The following is a 14029-nucleotide window of genomic DNA, read 5'->3' on the forward strand; positions in this document are numbered from 1 at the left end:
CGTGGCTGAACTTCTACAACACTCGACGCCGACACACCGCGCTCGCAGGCCAGCCCCCGATCAGCCGACTGTCACCAACGTCATGACCGAGTACAGCTAGTTGCCGGAGACGGTGACCTTCTCGTCGTTGTTCAGCTGGTTCACCAGAGTCTTCACCTTCGCCTTGTCCCAGAGGAGGTTGCCGCCCGAGGAACCGGAGATCGGCATGTTCATGGACGTGCCGTCTCCGCTGTTGACGCCCTTCATCGCCCAGAACATCGAGGCCAGGTCCCACAGGCCCATGTCCTTGTCGACGATCAGCGAGTCCAGGCCCGCGCCCATGGTCGGGTAGAGCTTGAACGGGTTCAGGACCGTCGACGGGGTGGCCACCTGGTGGGCCAGGGCGGCCAGGAACTTCTGCTGGTTCTTGGTGCGCTGCAGGTCCGAGGCGGCGAAGGCGTGCCGGGTGCGGACGAAGGCGAGGGCCTGCTGGCCGTTCAGGGTCTGCTTGCCGGCCTTGAAGTCGGCGCCGGACCACTTGTCCTTGAAGCCCTTGTCGATGTTTATGTCGACACCGCCCACCGCGTCCACGATGTTGGCGAAGCCCTGGAAGCCGATCTCCACGTAGTGGTCGATGTGCAGACCGGTGTTGGACTCGATCGCGCGGACCAGCAGCGTCGGCCCGTCCTCGGCGTAGGCCGCGTTCAGCTTCTCGTGCCGGCCCTGCGCCGGATAGGTCTTCCCGGACGTGGACCCCCTGTACGACGGGATCACCACGTCCGAGTCGCGCGGCAGCGAGACCAGCGTGTCGCCGTTGCTGCCGACGTGCAGGATCATCATCGAGTCGGTGCGCTTGCCCTCGGCGCGACCGGTGTGCAGCTTCTTCTCGTCCTCCTTGGACATGCCCTCACGGCTGTCCGAGCCGACGATCAGGTAGTTGGTGCCGTCGCCCGCCTGCGGCCGGTCGATGACCGTCGAGAGGTCGACCTCGCGGCGCAGCTTGGAGTCGGCCCAGAAGTACGTCGCCACGGACGTGACGACCACCACGGTCGCCACCGTGATCGCCGTCCACTTGATCCGGCGCCGCCAGTTCGGTGCGGGACGCGGTGCCCGGACGGGCCCGCCCGCCGGACCGCCGGGTCCGCCGCCCCCGGGACTGCCGTAGACCTGGCCCGTGTTGTAACCGCTGTCGTACTCGTCGTAACCGGAGCCGGTGTCGTAGCCCCGGCCGTCGACGTACGACGGCTGCTGCGGGACACCGGCGCCGTACGGCGGCGCCGACGGGCCGGGGTTGCCGTAGCCGGAGCGCTGCCCCGGCGGTACCGCCGGGCCGCGCCGCACCTGACGCATCACGCGGGCGCCCTCCGGCTGCGCGCCGGCACTGCCGTGTCCGTAGCGGGAGCCGCGATTGTCGTCGGACCATCCCTCGGGCCAGTCATTCATGCGCCCCAGTGTGCAGGGCAGTGGTGTGTGCCTTACAAGAGATGTCGGAAAATCAGGGCGTCGCTGTTGCGAAGCTGACACAAATTCCGCGAATGTCGCTTCGGCATAAGGTGGAGGGCATGACAGACCAGGCCGCGGACATGGAGACGGACCTCCCGGGCAAGCCCACGTCCGCCTCGCGCACCACGCTCAGCCACATCATGACCCACAACGACACCAACCTGCTGGGGACCGTGCACGGTGGCGTGATCATGAAGCTCGTCGACGACGCGGCGGGCGCGGTGGCCGGCCGGCACTCCGGTGGTCCCGCCGTCACGGCGTCGATGGACGAGATGGTGTTCCTCGAGCCGGTGCGGGTCGGCGACCTGGTCCATGTGAAGGCGCAGGTGAACTGGACCGGCCGGACCTCCATGGAGATCGGCGTCCGGGTCCTGGCCGAGCGCTGGAACGAGTCGGCCCCGGCCACCCAGGTGGGCTCGGCCTATCTGGTCTTCGCCGCCGTCGATGCCGACGGCAAGCCGCGCCGGGTGCCGCCGGTGGAGCCGGAGACCGAGCGGGACCGTCGCCGCAACCAGGAGGCCCAGATCCGCCGCACCCACCGGCTGGCCCGCCGCCGCGCGATCCGGGAACTGCGCGAGAGGCGCGCCGCCGAGGGCTTCGAGGACTAGCCGGCGGCCCGGGGGCGGTGTCCCGCCCCCGAACCGCGCCCTACGCGTTCCCGGAGCACACCACCTCGTTGCCCCGCACCACGCTCTGCTCGGGCTGCCCGGGGTCCGCGAACCGCACCTTGGCCACCGTCCTGAAGCCGGTCCCGACGGTCACCTTCATCAGCGGCCCCTGACCGGGCACCGCGCGCAGCTCGCTGCCGGGCAGGGCCACGGCCAGGGTGCGGGCGGAGCGGTCCCACCGGGGGTCGTAGGAGATCACCGTCCGCGGCACGTGGGCGGGCGCCGTCACCGGCCGGCGGGTGGTGGCGAAGCCGGTCGAGGCGAGTGCCGCGTCGACCCGCTTGGCGAGCCCGACGGTGCCGGTGCCGTTCGCCACCAGGACCCGGATCTGCCGCGGGTCGACCTCCACGGGTGCCACCACGGGGCCGTGGTGCGGCCGGTCCGCCGTGAGCGGCTGGTCGTCGCGCAGCGCCTGGAACAGCCGGTCGGCCTTGGCCTGGTCCCACTTCAGGGTCGAGCCGATGCCCTTGACCGGGACGTCGAGGCGCCCGATGGGGACGGTGGTGAACTCCGAGGAGGAGGGGGAGAAGCTCCGCATCGCGCGCCCCAGGTCGAGCAGCTCGTCGGTGTGGAAGCCCGCGTCGGCGCGGACCGAGCCGAGCACCGCCCGGGTCACGTCCCGGAACTTGATCGGGTTCAGCAGCACCCCGGACGAGGTGGCCTTCTCGATCAGCGCGGCCATGAACCGCTGCTGCCGTTTCATCCGGCCCAGGTCGCTCGCCCCGTCCAGGTGCCGGGCCCGCACGTACTGCAGCGCCTGCCCGCCCATGAGGGTGTGCGTGCCGGGCGCGAGGTCGAGCCCGGTGTACGAGTCCTTCAGCGGCGTCGGCGTGCAGACCCGCACCCCGCCGAGCACGTCCACCGTCCGCATGAAGCTGGTGAAGTCGACCTCCAGATAGTGGTCGATCTTCACATGGGTCATGTTCTCGACCGTGCGGATGGTCAGCTGGGGGCCGCCCTCGGCGTAGGCCGCGTTGAGCCTGATCGGGTGCGCGCCGTGCCACCGGCCGGAGTTCTGGTCGATGTGCGCGGGGGCGTCCGCGTAGGAGTCGCGCGGCAGGCTCACCACGGTGGCCCGCTCCCGGTCCTCCGAGATGTGCACGATCATCATCGTGTCGGTGCAGTGGCAGGGCTGACCGCCGAGCCGGTAGGCGCGCCGCTCCCGCTCGCTGATCTTGTCGCGGCCGTCGGTGCCGACCAGCAGGACGTTCATGCCGTGGCCCGCGCGGGGCCGGTTCTTCATGTCCTTGAAGGCGTCGATCCGGGCGATGCCCGCGTCCAGGCTGGTGACGACGGCGTGCCCGATGCCGGCGGAGGCGAGCACCACCACCGACAGGGTGCTGACCGCCCGCATCGCCCAGCGGGGCCGCTTGGGCGGCCGGACGGACCTCACGGGCCGCTCGGGCGGCACTCTGCGGGGCGGCCGCGGGCGACGCTGCGGCCTGGAGGCTCCTCCCCCGCTGCCGGCAGTGGGGGACGGGGACCGAGGCGGGCTGGACAAGGAGGACACCTCCGGACGAGGCCGTACGTGGGATCCGTGAGCACAGTAGGGCGATACGATCTCCAGCCCGCGTCTCGGTCCCGGCGGCGCGCACCGGTGTCCCCCGTTCGCGGTAACGTGAGCGTCCTATGAACGCCAAGCCCGACGTGCGGCTCCCCGCTGTTTCCGTGATCATGCCCGTCCTCAACGAGGAACGGCATCTGCGCGGGGCCGTCCAAGCGATCCTCGCGCAGGAGTACGCCGGCGAGATGGAGGTCGTGATCGCCCTCGGTCCGTCCACGGACCGCACGGACGAGATCGCCGCCGAGCTGGTCGCCGAAGACCCCCGCGTGCACACCGTCCCGAATCCGACCGGCCGCACGCCCGCGGCGCTGAACGCGGCGATCAAGGCCTCCCGGCATCCGATCGTGGTCCGCGTCGACGGCCACGGCATGCTCTCGCCGAACTACATCGCCACCGCCGTCCGCCTCCTGGAGGAGACCGGCGCGCAGAACGTCGGCGGCATCATGTACGCCGAGGGCGAGAACGACTGGGAGCACGCGGTCGCCGCCGCGATGACCTCGAAGATCGGGGTCGGCAACGCGGCATTCCACACCGGCGGCCAGGCCGGACCCGCCGAGACGGTCTACCTCGGTGTCTTCCGCCGCGAGGCCCTGGAGCAACAGGGCGGCTACAACGAGGAGTTCATCCGCGCCCAGGACTGGGAGCTGAACTTCCGCATCCGCGAGGCGGGCGGCCGGATCTGGTTCTCACCGGAGCTGAGGGTGTCGTACCGCCCGCGTCCCTCGGTGCGGGCGCTGGCCAAGCAGTACAAGGACTACGGCCGCTGGCGGCACGTCGTCGCCCGCTACCACTCGGGCTCCATCAACCTGCGCTACCTCGCCCCTCCGACGGCGGTGTGCGCCCTGGCCGCGGGCCTGGTGGTGGGCGTGGCGCTGACCCCGTGGGGTCTGGTGATACCGGGCGGCTACCTGGCGGCGATCGCCGCGGGCTCGGTCCCGGCGGGCAGGGGCCTGCCGCTGAAGGCCCGGCTGCAGATCCCGGTGGCCCTGGCCACCATGCACATGTCGTGGGGCTTCGGCTTCCTGACCAGCCCCAGGTCCCTGGCGAAGAAGGTCATCGCCTCCCGGCGGCCGGCCGTGGTGAACTCCGGCTGACCGTCGCGGCCACGGCCCGCCTCTCCCGGGCGGCGGGCCTGAGCGACGGACCCGGACAGAACGCGGGGCCCCTTCTCTCTGGATCTTCCTCGGAGAAGGGGCCCCTGCCGTTTCCCGCTACCAGCGGTAGATGTTGTAGACGTCCATGCACTTCGTGGTGTCCGAGCCGTTGACGGCGTCGCTGCCCTGGGGCAGGTCTCCCGCCTTCGGGGCGGCCTGCTCGGGGTAGGTCGTGCCGGTGCGCCAGTCGGCGCCGACGACGACCGTGACCCCCGAGACGTCCGTCGACTGCTTCACCGCGTTCAGCGGGATGCCGAGTGCCTTGGCCACGGCCTGGGCATCGCCCCGAAGGTCCGCGCTGGGGTACCGCACGACCGTCCGGTCCTCGGACAGCGTGCCCGAGGTGTCGGCGGTCGCCCTGACGTAGCCCTGCTGCGCGAGCGCCTGGCCGATCGCCCTCGCCCGCTGCGGCACCGGGCCCTCGGTGGCGGTCCGGGTGGCGTTCTGCACCAGTACGCCCAGCCGGCCCGGCTCGACCGAGGGCTTGCCGGCCGGTTTGCCGGGCGCGGGCTTCTTCGCCCCGGAGTCCTTGCCGTTCTTGTCGAACGGCACGTCGTCCTGGAGCATCTGCCACACCTTGTCGGCATTGGCCTTGTCCGGCACGACGTGGTTGCTGTCGAGGGGGTCGGTCAGGTTCGGCATGGTCAGTGACGTGATGCGGTCCGACGGCACCGACTTCAGCTGCATGCCCAGGTCGTACAGCTTCTTGACCGTGCCGATCTCCTCGGAGACCTTCAGCGACTTGGTCGCCGCCTCCGCCAGGTTCATCAGCCGGCCGGTGTCGGTGAACACGTTCTGCTGCCGGAGCGTGCGCATCATCGAGTTCAGGTACATGTGCTGGGCCCGGGCCCGCATCAGGTCGCTGCCCCAGGCGTGCCGGGTGCGCAGCCACTGCAGGGCCTGCTCGCCCTTCACCTTGTGCGTCCCGGCCGTCATCCTCAGGCCGGAGCCGCCGGGGACCGAGGCGGTCGGGTGGTCCCAGACGTTCTGCCGCACACAGACCTCGACACCGCCGATGGCGTCGGCCATCCGCACCACACCGGAGAAGTCGATCGTCATCCAGTGGTCGATGTAGACCCCGGTGAGGTTCTGCCAGGTGGCCAGGGTGCAGCCGGCGCCGCCCCGGGCCAGGCTGACGTTGATGATGTCGTTGACCGCCGGGTAGACCTTGCCGGTCTCCGGATCCGTGCACCTGGGGATGTCGACCCGGGTGTCGCGCGGGATGCTGACCATGGACGCGCTCTTGCGGTCCGCGGACAGGTGGATGAGCATCTGGACGTCCCCGAGCGGGGGGTCACCGCGGTGGTCCCTGCTGCCGCCCAGTTTCACGTTCTCGGCGGAGTTACGGCTGTCGGAGCCGATCAGCAGGATGTTCAGCGGTGTCTGGCCGGCCGCGTTCGGCTGGGTCCGGTGCGCCTTTGAGTCGTCGGCGCTGTTGCGCCTGCCCTTTTGGATGTTGCCGTTGAGATGCTGGTAGTACAGATAGCCGGCACCCGCGGTGCCGACTATCAGTACCGCCAGCACGATCGCCGACCAGCGCAGGGCGCGCCGTCTGCGCCGCCGCCGGTCGGTCTTCGGCCCATCCGCGCGCCGCCCGCCCTTGCGCCGTCCGGTACCCGCCGACGCATCCGAGGCCTGCGGCTTCAGCGACATCGTGTCCCCGGCCGCAGGAGCCTCCCCACGCACCTCGCTCTGCGCCAATTCCCCCGCCCTCCCCACCCTCACGCCATGCAACGGGCCCGTCCCGCGTCCAGTTAGACGCACGACGGGCCCCATGGGTTACCTACGAGTCGCGACTCATCCGTAAGTCATGGGACAGGATAGGTATTCATACGAAAGTCTATCGATCCGGGAATGGGAAATTCCTTCCGCTTCACGGCGTCCTGTGACCATGAGGCTATGAGGCGCACTGCACCTTGTCCGCCGTCGACTTGTCGACCTTCGGCGCCTTTGTCGCGGGAGTGAGGGAGACGCCCGCCTCCTTGAAGTCCTTGCCGAGGGTGAGCGTCATCGCCGGCAGGCCCTGGGCGTTGGTCACGCTCCTGCCGGGCTTCAGCGCGGAGCCGGACAGTCCCATGACGGCGGCCAGCCGGCGGGCCTGGGCCGCCTGGTCGGGCGCGTACTCGAGCGTGGTCCTGGCCAGCGCGGCGGGCGCGTTGCCCGCGTTCTCCGACTTGGTCACGCCCTCGTCGTTCTGCAGCCAGTTGAGCACCGCCTGGGCGCTTCCCCCCGCGGCCCCGCCGTTGAGGATGCGCACCCGCACCTCGGAGGCGGGGGCCTTGGTGCCCTTCAGGCGGGCGGCCTGGGCGTCCTTCGCGGCCTTCTGCTTCTTCTTCACGTCGGTGAAGGAGACGTCGTTCTTGATGGCGTCGAAGACCTGCGGCGCCAGGGCCGGGTCGACGATCACCGTCTTGTGCACGACACCGTCGGCCGGGTTGTCCCTCACCGGCACCGTCGTGAAGGTCAGGTTCTTCGGGTTGAGCTTGCCCAGTTCGAGACCGAGGTCCTTCAGTTTGCCGATGCTCTTCAGCTTGTCGTCGACGGTCAGCGCCTTCGTGCCGGCCTCCGCCAGCGCGACCATCTTCGTCGGACTGGTGAGCGTGGCGTTCCCCTTCAGCTTGCGCATCAGGGCGCCCAGGAACTGCTGCTGGAGACCGATCCGGCTCAGGTCGCCGCCGAAGCCGACGGAGTGCCGGGTGCGCACGAACGCCAGCGCCTGCTCGCCGGAGATGTTGTGCGTGCCCTTGGACAGCTTCAGGTGCGAGTCCGGGTCGTCGATGTCCTTGCCCAGGCAGACCTCGACACCGCCGACCGCCTCGGTCAGCGTCTTGACCGCGTTGAAGTCGGCGACCATGAAGTCGTCCGGCTTGATCCCGGTCAGCGCGGTCACCGTGCGCATGGTGCAGCTCGGCGTGCGGTCGGCCTGCCCGAGGCTCGTGTTGAACCGCGTGCCGGACGTGCCCCCTATGACCTTCTCGGTGCCGTCCTTCTGCTCCGTCGGGCAGTCCGGGACGTCCACGATCAGGTCGCGCGGGATGCTCAGCGCGGTGGCGTTGGACCGGTCCTTGGAGACGTGCAGCAGAATCGTTGTGTCGGCGTGCCCGACGCTGCCCGCGTCGCCGTAGCCGTTGTTGCCCGCGCCGGTCCGCTTGTCGGTGCCGATCAGCAGGATGTTGATCGCCTGGTCCTTGCGGAAGCCACCCGTGCTCGCGCCGTCGTCGGAGATGGACGTGATGTTGTCGTTCAGGTGCTTGATGTAGAGGTAACCGGCGGCCGTCACGGCGACCAGCACGAAGGCCATGGACCCACCGGTCCACAGCAGCGCCTTCTTGGCCTTCGACTTCTTCTTCACCGGCCGCCGGGCCGCGCGCCGCCCCTGCGGCGCCTCCGGTTCGGCGCCCCGGCGCCGGTTGCGCGGCGGCGGCACGTCACCCGGGCGCACCCGGCGTGCCTCCCGGGGCTCGCCGGGCGCCGGGTCCTCACGACGGCGCGGCGCACCCCCGTCGCCCCGTGCCGGTCTGCGGGGACCGGGCACCGGTGACTGCGCTGGGGAAGGGCTCAGTCGCAGCTCGTATTCGCCGGTGTTCGGATTGAGCACCCACTGGTCTGCGGGGTCGATGTTGTCCGCCCGCCCACGGCCTTGCGCGTCCACGGTTGTCCGAATCCTCCGTCGGGGCCACGCGGCGCCTTCCCCCTACGAGGCGCTCGGGTCTCGGTGAATCGGTGCGCGACCCCAGGACGGACCTCGCGGTCAGGTGCACCGGATCGCTCACACTATCCGCCCAGTTCAGCGTCGAGCGACGCCGATGACAAATTCGTCGTGCCTACAACTGGGCAATCCACCTCATTTTCTGAATGAAAGTTCATCGCCCCTGCGATCGCCCTACGCGCAGGAGCGCTCGGCGGCGGTGTTGCCGGAGAAGGTCGGGGCGGGGGAGGCGCCGTTCCCGCCGCCTCTCTCCGCGGACTTCCTCTGAATCTCCTGTGGATATCGGGTCACCACCACCGGCCGGTCGGCCCGCAGTCGCGTGAACAGCTTCTCCGCCTCCGGCTCCACGAGCTGGTCACGGTTGGCGTCGTAGCCGTACGACGTCCTCGGCACCGTCAGGAACTGCACATGTTCGGTGGGGATGTCCCGCAGCCCGCGCGCCAACTGGTACAAGCCGCGCAGACTGGCCAGTTCCGGATCCGTGGTCAACGAGGAGGTCGCCGCGTTCAGCACCGGATACAGCTTCGCCGGATTCAGCAGGACGCCGTTGCTCTGCGCCTTGTCGGCGAACGCGCCGAGGAACCGCTGCTGCCGCTCCATCCGCTCGGTGTCGCTGCCGTCGCCGAGCGACTTGCGCGCCCGCACGTACCCGAGCGCCTGTTCCCCGTCGAGGGTCACCCGGCCCGCGGGCAGCTTCAGCTTCGCCGCCTTGTCGTCGATGGGTTCCTTCAGGCACACCGTCACGCCGTCGACGGCGTCCACCATCTCCTTGAACCCGCTGAAGTCGACGACCATGTGATGGTCGACCCGAATGCCCGTCAGCTTCTCGACGGTACGGATCGTGCACGCCGAACCCCCCACCTGGAAGGCGTGGTTGAACATCGAGAACACCGGTTCGCTGCGGCTGCCGTCCGCCCGGTGGCAGCCGGGGATGTCCACCATCAGGTCCCGGGGCAGCGAGACGGCGGTGGCGCTCGCCCGGTCCGCCGCCAGGTGCAGCAGGATCGTGGTGTCGGAGCGCTCGGTGCCGAGGTCCCGCCCGTACTTGCCGTTGCCGTCCCCCGACCGGGTGTCGGACCCGATGAGCAGGATGTTCTGCGCGCCCCGCACCAGCGCCGTGGGCCGCTCCCGCTCGTACCGGGCCAGCTCGGCGGCGGCCGCCTCGTCGGCGGTGATGTTGCCGCTGAGCTTGGCGTAGACGGCCCAGCCGGCCCCGGCGGCCGCCAGGAGGAGCCCGGCGCCGCCCAGCGCCGAGACGCGCAGCCACCGCCGTCGGCGCCGCCGCACGAGCCCTTCACCGGTGGCGGAGGCCCCGGGACCGGGACCGAGGGGGCTGCCCGCGGTGTCCGTCACGACCGGGCACCCCCTCATGGCGTACGAGCATCACCTGCTGCTCCTACGACGATGGCGGGGAAGGCGGCCCGAGGGCGCCCTTTACTACTCCGGACGGGCGAACCGCGGCCGCCTGCGGCCCCGGGCGAGCGGGCGGCGGGCCGCGGCGAGAGCGCACGGCCGAGCGGTGGTGGCGGGGGTCGTGGCGAGACCGCACCGTCGAGCGGTGGTGGCGGGGGCTGTGGCGAGAGCGCACGGCCGAGCGGTGGTGGCGGGGGTCGTGGCGAGACCGCACCGTCGAGCGGTGGTGGCGGGGGGCTGTGGAGAGAGCGCACGGCCGAGTGGTCGTGGCGGCGGGCCGCGGCGAAGCCGCACCCCGGAGCGGTCCTAGCGCCGGACCGCGGTCACCCTCTCGCTCTCGATCCGCTGGGTGAGCGCGTCCTCGTCGAGCCGGTCGAGGTGACGGCACAGCACCACGGACCCGCCCGCGGCCAGCGGTGCGTACAGCCCCGCACAGAGCCCCTCCCAGGTGTCGTACGGCAGAGCGGACAGCATCCGGGACCCCGGTCCGGTCAGGTCCAGGGACGGCGCCGCCGCCGACGCCAGTTCGACGATCTCGGCCCCGCCGAACTCCCGGCCGGCCACGACGAGAGCGGGCTCCTGCGGATCCACCGGCGCGAACGGCGCGAACCGGTCGCCCTGGCCCGGGACTTCGACGGCGTAGTCGAGGAATCCCTGCGGCGGCTGCGGGAATCGCCCGCCGAGCGGACGCAGGGCCAGCGCGACCCGCTCACCGCGGCAGGCGCGCGCGGCCTCGAGCGAGTCCGGCCCGCTGACCACCACGTCGGCCTGCGCCGGGTCCCCGGCGACGTCCGCGATCGCACCCACCGAGGAGCAGGCGAGCAGCCACACCGCCGTCTGCCAGTGCGCGGGCAGCAGCAGCGCGACGCGGTCGCCGGGGCCCGTGGAGAGGTCGCCCTGAAGGAGATTGGCGGTCTTGGCCACCCAATTGGCGAAGGTGGCCACGGACAGTTCGACACGTTCGCCCGTGGCGTCGTCGTAGAAGGTCACCAGCGGGCGGCCGGGGTCCGCGGCGAGCGCGGAAGTCAGCAGGTCGGCAGGGGTGCGATCGGTGGCGTTCACCCGGCACAGGGTACGCGCGGGCGGCCACGCGCACCGAGCACCGGAGCCACCGGTCCGGCGGAGCGTTTGCCGACACTCCGTCAGTTCATCATTGGACAGATTTGTACGGCTATGTTCATGATCATGGTCATGCGTGGATTCCTCACTTCCCTCATCGGCGCCTCCGCGCTCGTCGTCTCCTCGACCGGCGTCTCGTACGCCGCGGCCCCCGCCCGTCCGCCGGCCCCGCCCGCCGCGATCGGCGCGCCCTCGCGGGCCGGTGCGCTCCCGGCGCCCGCCGAACTCACCGCGGCCCCGGCGGCCTCGGCGTCCCACGCGTCCGGGATCCCGGGCACCACCCGCTCGCTGCCCCTGGTCCCCCTCTCCCGGGACCGCGTCGCGGGCGCCGCCGCCGAGCAGGGCCTGCACCGCGTGGACATCGATCGCTTCTCGATGGTCGGGGTCGTCTGGGACGACCCGGACACCGAACTGCACGGCCTGGTCCAGGTGCGCACCCGGACCGCCGCGTCGGGACAGTGGTCGGGCTGGCAGGACGTCGAGACCCACAACACCGACCACGGTGCCGACCCGGGCACGGCGGAACGGACCTCGGTGCGGGTGCACGGGGCGACCGCGCCGCTGTGGGTGGGCGACTCGGACGGCGTGGACGTACGCGTCCTTGCCGAAGGCGCCGGCCTGCGGGGCAGACAGGGCGCGCGGCCGCGGGCGGCACTGCCCTCGGGGCTGCGCCTGGAACTCGTCGACCCGGGGGAGGAGCCGCCACCCGAGGGCGTACCCGCCGACGAGCCCCACACCGGGCTGGACACGGCAGAGGCGATCGCCGCCTCGCAGGCCAACACCGACGTCACCGGCTTCGGCGCCACCGTGATCCCCGGGCTGGACCAGCGGCACACCGAGCAGGAACTGGCCCGGCTCCAGGGCCCGGTCGAGGCGAAACCGCACATCGGGCCGCGCCCGCGGATCGTCACGCGCCGGGGCTGGGGCGCGGACGAGTCACTGCGTGAAGGCGGGTTCGTCTACACGAAGAAGGTCAAGGCGGCGTTCGTGCACCACACGGCCTCGGGCAACAAGTACACGTGCGCCCAGGCCCCCTCCGTCATCCGCAGCATCTACCGCTACCACGTCAAGAGCATGGGCTGGCGGGACATCGGCTACAACTTCCTCGTCGACAAGTGCGGAACCGTCTACGAGGGCCGGGCCGGAGGCGTGGCGAAGGCCGTCCTGGGCGCCCACACCCTCGGGTTCAACACCAACAGCATGGGCATCGCCGTCATCGGCAGCTACGGCACGAGCAAGCCGTCGAGCGCGGCCGTGACCGCGGTCGCCAGGCTCGCCGCGTGGAAGCTCGGGCTCTACAAGGCCGATCCGCGCGGAAAGACGTATCTCACCTCGGGTGGTGGCAATCTCTACGCCAACGGAGAGAGCGTCCGGCTCAATGTGATCTCCGGACATCGGGACGGGTACGCCACCACGTGCCCCGGCAAGAAGCTCTACGCCACACTCGGCACGGTCCGTTCCAGGGCGGCGCGCTACCAGGGACGCTGAGACCGTACGGCCGGCCGGGAGGACGGAGGCGGCGGCGCGGGAGCGGCCCGACGGGGGCGGGGAGCCAGGCCACGCCGGAGCGGCCGGCGGGGTCGTACGCGCCGGGAGGCGGAGGGGGCGTGCGGGGGAATCCGGGCCGCGATCCCACGGGACACCGCGCGGCCGTCGGGACGTCGTCGCCCGGTCTGCATACACTGACCCGCCGAAACGAGTAGTGACGAGTAGTTCGGCCGGTCCCGGCAGGAAGCAGAGACGACAGGTGACAGAAGCGATCCTCCTGGTCGGCGGCAAAGGCACCCGGCTTCGCCCGCTCACGGTGCACACCCCCAAGCCGATGGTCCCGGCGGCCGGTGTGCCGTTCCTCACCCACCAGCTGGCCAGGGCGAGGGCGGCGGGCGTCGAGCACATCGTCCTCGCGACGAGCTATCTCGCCGAGGTCTTCGAGCCCTACTTCGGCGACGGTGCCTCCCTCGGCCTGCACATCGAGTACGTCACCGAGGACGAGCCCCTCGGCACCGGCGGCGCGATCCGCAACGTGGCCTCGCGCCTCCGCTCCGGCCCCGACGACCCGGTGCTGATCTTCAACGGCGACATCCTGACGGGACTCGACATCAGGGCCCTGGTCGCCACCCACGAGTCGACGGGCGCGGACGTCTCCCTGCACCTGACGAGGGTGACCGATCCGCGCGCCTACGGTCTCGTCCCGACGGACGGCACCGGCCGCGTCCTCGCCTTCCTGGAGAAGCCGCAGACGCCGGAGGAGATCGTCACCGACCAGATCAACGCGGGGGCGTACGTCTTCCGCCGCTCGGTCATCGACACGATCCCGGTGGGCCGGCCGGTCTCCGTGGAACGCGAGACCTTCCCCGGCCTGCTCGCCGCCGGGGCCCACCTGCAGGGCCTGGTCGACTCCACGTACTGGCTGGACCTCGGCACCCCGGCCGCCTTCGTGCGCGGTTCCGCCGACCTGGTCCTCGGCCGTGCCCCGTCTCCGGCCGTGCCCGGCCGCTGCGGCGACCGGCTCGTCCTGCCCACGGCGACGGTCGCCCCCGACGCCAAGCTGACGGGCGGCACGGTGGTCGGCGAGGGCGCCTTCGTGGCGGAGGGCGCGCACGTCTCCGGCTCGGCCATCCTTCCCGGCGCCGTCGTCGAACGGGGCGCCGTCATCACCGACTCCCTCATCGGCACCCGCGCCCGGGTCGGCGAACGGTCGGTGCTCACCGGCACGGTGGTCGGCGACGGCGCGGTCGTGGGCGCCGACAACGAGCTGCGCGAGGGGGTACGGGTGTGGTGCGACGCCCGCATCCCGGCGGGCGCGGTGCGGTTCTCCTCCGACCAGTAGCGGGGCGGGGGGGGCGGGGGGGGGGGGGGGGGGGGGGGCGCGCCGCCCCCCCCCGCGGCGGGGGGGGGCGCCCACCCCCCCCCCCCTCCG

The 14029-nt window shown here is 71.5% G+C and carries 10 protein-coding genes; 4 read left to right on the top strand and 6 right to left on the bottom strand.

What is annotated here, in order from left to right; all coding sequences use genetic code 11:
• Positions 1–96: 96 nt before the first annotated feature.
• Positions 97–1422, bottom strand: a complete 1326-nt coding sequence (locus ABVB68_RS34070; RefSeq protein WP_353605068.1) for an LCP family protein — start codon at positions 1420–1422, stop codon at positions 97–99.
• A gap of 92 nt (positions 1423–1514) precedes the next feature.
• On the opposite strand from ABVB68_RS34070, the gene ABVB68_RS34075 reads away from it, so the two are divergent.
• Positions 1515–2090, top strand: coding sequence for an acyl-CoA thioesterase (locus ABVB68_RS34075; RefSeq protein ID WP_503006488.1), 576 nt, complete (start codon positions 1515–1517; stop codon positions 2088–2090).
• A gap of 40 nt (positions 2091–2130) precedes the next feature.
• Here ABVB68_RS34075 and ABVB68_RS34080 read toward each other — a convergent pair whose 3' ends face one another.
• Positions 2131–3651, bottom strand: coding sequence for an LCP family protein (locus ABVB68_RS34080; RefSeq protein WP_503006489.1), 1521 nt, complete (start codon positions 3649–3651; stop codon positions 2131–2133).
• 128 nt (positions 3652–3779) lie between these two features.
• Between ABVB68_RS34080 and ABVB68_RS34085 the strand changes: the two genes are divergently transcribed.
• Positions 3780–4808: a glycosyltransferase family 2 protein gene (locus ABVB68_RS34085; RefSeq protein WP_353605070.1), complete on the top strand. Its 1029-nt coding sequence runs from the start codon at positions 3780–3782 to the stop codon at positions 4806–4808.
• Between the two features lie 117 nt (positions 4809–4925).
• On the opposite strand, the gene ABVB68_RS34090 is transcribed toward ABVB68_RS34085, so the two are convergent.
• From ABVB68_RS34090 to ABVB68_RS34105, 4 genes are all read right to left on the bottom strand, one after another.
• Entirely contained in the window at positions 4926–6521 is a 1596-nt protein-coding gene (locus tag ABVB68_RS34090; protein ID WP_503006497.1) for an LCP family protein, read from the bottom strand.
• Positions 6522–6765: 244 nt separating this feature from the next.
• A complete protein-coding gene (locus ABVB68_RS34095; protein WP_353605072.1) occupies positions 6766–8520 on the bottom strand; it encodes an LCP family protein in 1755 nt (584 codons plus the stop codon).
• Positions 8521–8751: 231 nt separating this feature from the next.
• A complete protein-coding gene (locus ABVB68_RS34100; protein ID WP_503006490.1) occupies positions 8752–9930 on the bottom strand; it encodes an LCP family protein in 1179 nt (392 codons plus the stop codon).
• A gap of 366 nt (positions 9931–10296) precedes the next feature.
• Positions 10297–11052 (bottom strand): TIGR03089 family protein, encoded by a 756-nt coding sequence (locus ABVB68_RS34105; RefSeq protein ID WP_353605074.1) that lies wholly within the window; start codon positions 11050–11052, stop codon positions 10297–10299.
• A 129-nt stretch (positions 11053–11181) separates the two neighbouring features.
• Between ABVB68_RS34105 and ABVB68_RS34110 the strand changes: the two genes are divergently transcribed.
• The gene (locus ABVB68_RS34110; RefSeq protein WP_503006499.1) at positions 11182–12597 is read left to right on the top strand and encodes a peptidoglycan recognition protein family protein; all 1416 of its coding nucleotides are present in this window, start codon (positions 11182–11184) and stop codon (positions 12595–12597) included.
• 259 nt (positions 12598–12856) lie between these two features.
• Positions 12857–13939, top strand: coding sequence for a mannose-1-phosphate guanylyltransferase (gene manB / locus ABVB68_RS34115; RefSeq protein WP_353605076.1), 1083 nt, complete (start codon positions 12857–12859; stop codon positions 13937–13939).
• Positions 13940–14029: the final 90 nt, after the last annotated feature.

The organism is Streptomyces sp. NPDC096012 (assembly GCF_040426375.1).
Lineage (GTDB): Bacteria > Actinomycetota > Actinomycetes > Streptomycetales > Streptomycetaceae > Streptomyces.

What these genes read in the sequence shown, in the direction of transcription:
- ABVB68_RS34070 (WP_353605068.1), bottom strand. Translation starts at nt 1,422, where the DNA reads ATGAATGACTGGCCCGAGGGATGGTCCGACGACAATCGCGGCTCCCGC.
- ABVB68_RS34075 (WP_503006488.1), top strand. Translation starts at nt 1,515, where the DNA reads ATGTCGCTTCGGCATAAGGTGGAGGGCATGACAGACCAGGCCGCGGAC.
- ABVB68_RS34085 (WP_353605070.1), top strand. Translation starts at nt 3,780, where the DNA reads ATGAACGCCAAGCCCGACGTGCGGCTCCCCGCTGTTTCCGTGATCATG.
- ABVB68_RS34090 (WP_503006497.1), bottom strand. Translation starts at nt 6,521, where the DNA reads ATGTCGCTGAAGCCGCAGGCCTCGGATGCGTCGGCGGGTACCGGACGG.
- ABVB68_RS34110 (WP_503006499.1), top strand. Translation starts at nt 11,182, where the DNA reads ATGCGTGGATTCCTCACTTCCCTCATCGGCGCCTCCGCGCTCGTCGTC.